The sequence below is a fragment of the Kitasatospora sp. NPDC056327 genome (genome assembly GCF_042261735.1).
GTDB lineage: Bacteria > Actinomycetota > Actinomycetes > Streptomycetales > Streptomycetaceae > Kitasatospora.
Genome location: NZ_JBHJRC010000091.1, coordinates 21,491 through 28,060, shown reverse-complemented (window position 1 = coordinate 28,060; position 6,570 = coordinate 21,491). Strand labels below are relative to the sequence as shown.

General features: G+C 73.6%; 7 protein-coding genes. 1 reads left to right on the top strand and 6 read right to left on the bottom strand.

All coding sequences use genetic code 11. The features are described 5' to 3' along the window. Nucleotides 1–76: 76 nt before the first annotated feature. Nucleotides 77–1,435, bottom strand: coding sequence for a hypothetical protein (locus ACFCX4_RS15915; RefSeq protein WP_376142710.1), 1,359 nt, complete (start codon nucleotides 1,433–1,435; stop codon nucleotides 77–79). Between the two features lie 302 nt (nucleotides 1,436–1,737). Here ACFCX4_RS15915 and ACFCX4_RS15910 point away from each other — a divergent pair, with 302 nt between their 5' ends. Next, a complete protein-coding gene (locus tag ACFCX4_RS15910; protein WP_376142708.1) occupies nucleotides 1,738–2,664 on the top strand; it encodes a hypothetical protein in 927 nt (308 codons plus the stop codon). Nucleotides 2,665–2,690: 26 nt separating this feature from the next. Here ACFCX4_RS15910 and mutM read toward each other — a convergent pair whose 3' ends face one another. From mutM to ACFCX4_RS15885, 5 genes are all read right to left on the bottom strand, one after another. Beyond that, the gene (gene mutM / locus ACFCX4_RS15905; RefSeq protein WP_376142706.1) at nucleotides 2,691–3,569 is read right to left on the bottom strand and encodes a bifunctional DNA-formamidopyrimidine glycosylase/DNA-(apurinic or apyrimidinic site) lyase; all 879 of its coding nucleotides are present in this window, start codon (nucleotides 3,567–3,569) and stop codon (nucleotides 2,691–2,693) included. A gap of 58 nt (nucleotides 3,570–3,627) precedes the next feature. After that, nucleotides 3,628–4,416, bottom strand: a complete 789-nt coding sequence (gene rnc / locus ACFCX4_RS15900; protein ID WP_376142704.1) for a ribonuclease III — start codon at nucleotides 4,414–4,416, stop codon at nucleotides 3,628–3,630. Nucleotides 4,417–4,436: 20 nt separating this feature from the next. Further along, on the bottom strand, nucleotides 4,437–4,610 hold the full coding sequence (gene rpmF / locus ACFCX4_RS15895) for a 50S ribosomal protein L32 (protein ID WP_030056747.1): 174 nt from the start codon (nucleotides 4,608–4,610) through the stop codon (nucleotides 4,437–4,439). A gap of 2 nt (nucleotides 4,611–4,612) precedes the next feature. Next, on the bottom strand, nucleotides 4,613–5,257 hold the full coding sequence (locus ACFCX4_RS15890) for a DUF177 domain-containing protein (protein WP_376142702.1): 645 nt from the start codon (nucleotides 5,255–5,257) through the stop codon (nucleotides 4,613–4,615). Between the two features lie 139 nt (nucleotides 5,258–5,396). Further along, the gene (locus tag ACFCX4_RS15885) at nucleotides 5,397–6,566 is read right to left on the bottom strand and encodes a cell division initiation protein (RefSeq protein ID WP_376142700.1); all 1,170 of its coding nucleotides are present in this window, start codon (nucleotides 6,564–6,566) and stop codon (nucleotides 5,397–5,399) included. Between the last annotated feature and the right edge of the window lie 4 nt (nucleotides 6,567–6,570).

Below are 6,570 nucleotides of genomic sequence, written 5' to 3'. Positions count from 1 at the left end.
GCCCCCGCCGGTCGTCCGGCGGGGGCCGCGTGCCGGTGCTCCACCGGCCGGGGATCCGGGCGGGGACCCCGGCGGGTCAGAACCCGCCGCCGAAGTCCCCTCCGCCACCGAAGTCCCCGCCACCGCCGAAGTCCCCGCCGCCGAAGCCGCCGTCGAAGTCGGAGGAGTTGTAGTCCGCCCCGGAGACGTCACCGCCCTCGTAGCCGGCGCCGGCGTCGACCGGGCCCGCCGCGTAGGCCGGGGTGGCCATCATCGAGCCGAGCATGGTGCCGACCAGCAGCCCCGGCAGCAGACCGCCGCCGCCGAAACCGCCGAAGTAGCCGCCCGCCCACGGTCCGTACGCCGGGCCCGCGTTCCAGTACGGCTGCGGGCCGTGCTCGGTGGGGACGGTCCGGATGTCCGGGTCCTGGCCGGCCGCCAGCCGGTCGGCGTCGGCCCGGCAGACCGGGACGGTGCGCGCGGCCCCGCCCGCCGGGGCCCAGTCGGCGTCCAGCACCGACGGGCCGTGCCGCGGGTCGAAGAAGCACGGCGGGCGCCGCTCGGGCAGCGCCCGCCGCTCCCGCCGGGCCGCCAGGGTGGCCAGCGCGAACCGGCCGTCCTCCAGCGTCTCGGTGACCGGCTTCACGTCCTCCGGCCCCTTGGCGCCGTCCATCAGCCGCTTGGCCTTCTCGTACGAGTCCAGGGCGTGCGTGTAGTCGCCGCGCTGCACGTCGTCGGCGTCGGGCGCGGACGGCGCGAAGTCCAGCCGGTCCAGCTCCTCGCCGTAGGCGGTGATGTCCTCGTCGACGACCCGGCGCAGTTGCTCCAGCTCGGCCCGGCCCTGCTCCTCCTTGCGCCGGCGGGCCCGGCGGAACAGCAGGAAGACCCCGGTGCCGGCGAGCGCCAGCAGGGCCAGCGGGACGACGACCGCGGCGGTCGGGACGCCGCCCGCGTCGCTGTTCACGCCGTGCCCCTTGATCTGCGGGGCGGCGGTGTCGACGAAGTCGTTCAGGGTGGCGTCGATGTCGCCGGAGTGCGCGCGGAAGGCGGCGCCGGCGATCCGCTCGGCGTTGGCGCTGGGCAGCGCCGTCCGGTCGGAGCGGGCCTGGAACTGGTCGCCGCGCCAGACCGCGTACGTCCCGGTGATGCCGGTCTTGGTGCGCAGGTCGTCGAAGACGGTCCGGGCGCCGTACGGGTCGGCGGCCGGGACCACCGCCACGAAGATCGGCTTGTCCGCCTTGCGGATCTTCTCGGTCAACGCGTCGGCCCGGGCCTGACCGAAGCGGTCCGCCATGGCCGGGTCCACGTACACCCGGCCCTGCTTCAGCGCGGCGGCCGCGTCGTCGAGACCGCCGGCCGCCGAGGCCGCCGGCGCCAGCAGGAACAGGAGCCCGAGCAGCGCCGCCACCAAGGCCAGTGGCCCGGCGCCCCGGGAACGTCGAGCAAGGGTTCTCATGTCCTCGACGCTACCCCGGACGGCCCCGGGTCATGGCATACCGGCCGGGTACGGCCCGGTCCTCGACCCCCACCGTCCGCCGGGGTGGGCCCCCTTCTGCGGGATGATCTTTGCCGCGGGCGCCCCCGAGTCCCGGCCCGGGCGGGAACCCGGCCACCGGCCCGGACGTACCTCCGGGCGGACCGGCCGCCTCCGCAGGGCGTCCCGACCGTACCGCGCGACCAGGCATAGTGGTGGCCGTACCGCCGCCGCATGACCAACTCTTGACCTTCCTGCCCCACTCCTCCTGATCGGAGCTCCGCGTGTTGATCGGCCTCGTCACAGCAGTGGCGGCCTCTGCCTGCTACGGCACCGGTTCGGTCCTGCAGGCCGTCGGATCCCGGCGCTCCGCCCGCGAGGAGGCCGCCAGGGGCGGCACCGGCACCGGCACCACGGCGCACGGCGGGCCGAGCCTCTCCTCCACCGCCAAGGCCGCCGTGACCTGGGAGTTCATCCTCGGCACGGTGCTGGACTTCATCGGCTTCGGGCTCGGCGCGCTCGCCGCCCGGATGCTGCCGCTGTTCCTCTCGCAGACGATCATCAGCGCCAACCTGGTGATCACCGCGGTGCTCTCGATCAAGCTGCTCGGGATCCGGCTCAAGCAGCTGGAGTGGATCTCGATCGGCGTGCTCTGCTCGGCGCTGGTGCTGCTCGCGGTCTCCGCCGGGCCCGAGGGCGGCCACCACGCCGCGATGGCCTTCCACTGGTGGCTGCTGGTGATCACCACCGTGCTGCTGGTCGGCGGCGGCCTGCTGGTGCGGCGGATGGGCGCCAACGGCGCGATCGTCGCCGGTCTGCTCTCCGGCCTCGGCTTCGGCGCGCTCGGTGTCGGCGTGCGGATCCTCAACGGCATCGAGCCGTTCGACCTCGGCAGCCTGCTCTCCGACCCGGCGCTCTACGCGATCCTGGTCGGCGGCATCGGCGGCATGTACGTGCACACCGTGGCCCTGCAGATCGGCTCGGTGAACGGCGCGACCGCCGCCCTGGTGGTCGGCGAGACGGTGCTGCCCGGCGCGGCCGGCGTGCTCTGGCTCGGCGACTCCTCCAAGGCCGGACTCGGCTGGCTCGGTGTGGCCGGCTTCCTGCTCTCGGTGGTGGCGGCGGTCGGTGTGGCCTACTTCGGCCAGGACACCCACGGCGGCGGCCTCCCCGAGGCCGAACCGTCCCGGCCCGAACTCGCCAAGAGCTAGCGCGCACCAGGAGCCGGCTCCGGCGCTCAGCCCCCGCTGCGCACCCGCGGCACCCGCTGGCAGCGGGGGCAGAAGTAGCTGGACCGGTTCATCCAGGCGGCCCGCCGGATCGCGGTGCCGCAGCGCCGGCAGGGCTCGCCCTCCCGGCCGTAGGCGTCCAGGTCGCGCGAGAAGTAGCCGCTCTCGCCGTTCACGTTGACGTACAGGCTGTCGAAGCTGGTCCCGCCGACGGCCAGCGCCGCCGTCATCACGTCCCGTGCGTGGCCCAGCAGCAGTGCCGCCTGCGGGCGGGTCAGCGTCGCGGTCGGCCGGTCGTAGTGCAGCCCGGCGCGCCACAGCGCCTCGTCGGCGTAGATGTTGCCGACCCCGCTGATCAGCGTCTGGTCCAGCAGGGCCCGCTTGACCGTGGTGCGCCGGGCCCGCAGCGCGGTGCCGAAGAGGGCGTCGTCGAACCGGGGGTCCAGCGGGTCCCGGGCGATGTGCGCGATCGAGACCGGGGTGCCCTCCGGGTCGCCGTCCTCGGCCTCCTCGACGGCCAGTCCGCCGAAGGTCCGCTGGTCGACGAAGCGCAGCTCGCGCCCGCCGTCGGTGAACCGCAGCCGCACCCGCAGGTGCTTCTCGTCCGGCACCGCAGGGTCCTGGACGAGCAGCTGGCCGCTCATCCCGAGGTGGCCGATCAGCGAGAACCCCTCGCCCGTGCCGGAGAGCGGCACCCAGAGGTACTTGCCGCGGCGCCGGGCCGCGCCGAGGGTGGTGCCGGTGAGGCGGGCCGTGAAGTCCACCGGGCCGGCCGGCTGGCGGCGCACCGCGCGCGGGTGCAGCACCTCGGCGGCGGCGACGGTCCGCCCGGCGACCCAGTTCGCCAGACCGCGGCGGACGACCTCGACCTCGGGAAGTTCGGGCACGGGAAAACGCCTCCAGCGGAACGGGTTCGGCTCTGCAGGAGTGAAGGCTACTGCGTGGTCAGGCGGTCTTCGGCAGCCGGTCGGCGTACTTCTCCCGGATCGCCCGCCAGGCGCTCTCCGCGGCCTTCTGCTCGGCTTCCTTCTTCGAGCGGCCGACGCCGCTGCCGAAGTCCTCGCCGGCCACCCGGGCCGCGGCGGTGAAGGTCTTCTCGTGGTCCGGACCGGACTCCTCGACCACGTACTCCGGCACTCCGATGCCCACCGAGGCGGTGAGCTCCTGGAGGCTGGTCTTCCAGTCCAGGCCGGCGCCGAGCTGAGAGGATTCCTCGATCAGCGGGTCGAACAGCCGGTGGACGAACTCGGTGGCGGCGTCCAGACCCTGGTCCAGGTAGACCGCGCCGATGACCGCCTCGACCGTGTCGGCGAGGATCGACGACTTGTCGCGGCCGCCGGTGCCCTCCTCGCCCTTGCCGAGCCGGATGAACGTGCCCAGCTCCAGGCCGCGGCCGACGTCGGCGAGCGCGCGCGAGTTGACCACCGCGGCGCGCAGCTTGGCGAGCGTGCCCTCCGGGACGTCCGGGTGGACGCGGTAGAGGGTGTCGGTCACCACCAGGCCCAGCACCGAGTCGCCGAGGAACTCCAGGCGCTCGTTGGTGGGCAGGCCACCGTTCTCGTAGGCGAACGAGCGGTGGGTCAGGGCACGCACCAGAAGGGCGCGCTCGAGCGTGTACCCGAGGCGCCCTTCCAGGACGTCGTATTCGGTCGAAGCCGGCCCGCCGGCCTTGCCGCCGCCCGAAGGAGTCTTCGGTGCGGTGGCCGCCTTGCGGGAGGAGTTACCGTCCGACATCGATCCGTACACCCCGCCGATCAGACCGAGAGGACCTGGCGGCGGTTGTACGTGCCGCAGCTCGGGCACGCGATGTGGCCCAGCTTCGGCTCGTGGCAGCGGTCGCACGCCACGAGGGCCGGGACGACGGCCTTCCAGTTGGACCGGCGGTGGCGCGTGTTGCTGCGCGACATCTTCCGCTTCGGAACAGCCACGGCTACTTCTCCTGGTTCTCGGCGAGACCCTCACGGGTGTCGCTGTTCTCGGTTCCGTCACCCTCGTCGCCGGGGGCGGCGGAGAGTCCCTGCAGAGCCGCCCACCGGGGGTCGGCGGCATCGTGGTGGTGCGCCGGGTCGTCGCTCAGGCGCGCTCCGCACTCGGAGCACAGGCCCAGGCAGTCTTCCTGGCACACCGGCTGCAGCGGCAGTGCGAGCACCACCGCGTCACGCAGCACCGGCTGGAGGTCGAAGTAATCGCCCTCCAGGCGGTAAGTCTCTTCCTCGGAGTCCTCGTCGAGGTCCTCGGCACCGGCGGTCCGGGCGCGGTGACGCTCGTCGGACTCCGGGTAGTAGTACAGCTCCTGGAAGTCCACGTCGAGGTCGAACTCGACGGGCTCCAGGCACCGGACGCACTCGCCCTCGACCGCGGTCCCGGCCGTGCCGGTGACCAGCACGCCCTCCACCACGGACTCCAGGCGGAGCTCCAGCGCGATCTCGCTCTTCTCCGGGACGGCGATCACGTCGATGATCCCGAGGCCCTCGGGGGCCTCCAGGGTCCGGGACACCTTGCGCAGCGCACCCGGACGACGGCCCAGCTCGTGCGTGTCGAACACGAGGGGGTCGCGGTGGTCGAGGCGGTTCAAGATGTCCTGCACTTCCTGGGGGAGCTGATGCGCGGCGCTGCTCGTCGGACGAAGCGCGGGCAGACCGACGGCCCGACACGGAGAGGCCGGAGTGGTCAGACTACCCGAGTCTCCCGCCAGGCCCAAAGTCGCGCCCGTCCTACCGGCCGCCGAGCTCCCGCAGCCTGGTCATGTCGATCATGCTGGTGTCGAAGAAGCTGGTCTCGTCCAGTCCGGGCTGGGCCTGCTGCGGCACGGGCGCGGGCGGGTTGGCCGGCTGCTGCGGGTAGTAGCCGTTGCCGTACTGCTGCTGGTCGGGGTAGCCCTGCTGCTGGACCTGCTGGGCCTGCTGGGGCGGGTAGCCGTAGCCGGGCTGCTGCTGCCCCTGCTGCTGATAGCCGTACTGGGCGCCGTACGGGTCCGCGCCCTGGCCGGCGGCCGGGTCGAAGCCGCCGCCGTAGACCTCGGCGTACTGGGCGCCGCCCTGCTGCGCGGCCGCGTACTGGTCCGCTCCGGGCGCCTGCCAGCCCGCCGCGGCGGGGGCCTGCTCCGGCCAGGTCTGCTGCTGCGGCACCTCCTCGCGGTACCAGGCGAGCTCGCTGCCGTCCGCGTCGGAGGCGAAGCCGGCCGCGACCGCCTCGGCCCGCTCCTTGGCCTGCTGGGCCTCGTCGGCGGCGGCCAGGTAGGCGCCGAGCTCGTCGATCGGCCGCTTGCCGGTCAGCTTGTCCCGGCCCTTGCCGACCGCCTCCAGCGTGGCGCCCAGGACGTTCTCCAGGGTGGCGAGCTTCACATCGACGTACTCGTCGACCTCGGGGCTCGGGCTGATCCGCTGCGGCCGGAACTCCTCGCCGTCGGTCTCGCCCTCGTACTCGGTCTCGAAGACGCTCGCGTCGCCGCGCAGCTTGGTGCGGCCGCGGCCGACCGCGCCGAGCGTCTTGGTGAGCACGACCTCGAAGTTGGCCAGCTTGCTGTCCACGTAGTCGTCGGCCTCGCTGCGCTTGGCCTCGACCTCGGCGCGGGCCTCGGAGAGGATCCGGTCGGCCTCGGCCTGGGCCCGGCGGACCACCTCGGTGTCGGAGATCAGGGAGCCGCGCTCGGCGTGCGCGCCCTGGATGATCCGCTCGGCCTCCGCCTGGGCCCCGGCGACCACCGACTCGTGGTCGGCCATCACGGACTGGGCCTGGGCCAGCTCGGCGGGCAGCGCCGCCTTGACGTCCCGGAGCAGCGCGATCAGCTCGGCACGGTTCACCACGCAGGAGGCCGACATGGGCATCGAGCGGGCGTTCTCGACGGCCGCCACGATCTCGTCGACCTTGTTCTGCACGTCCACGGGG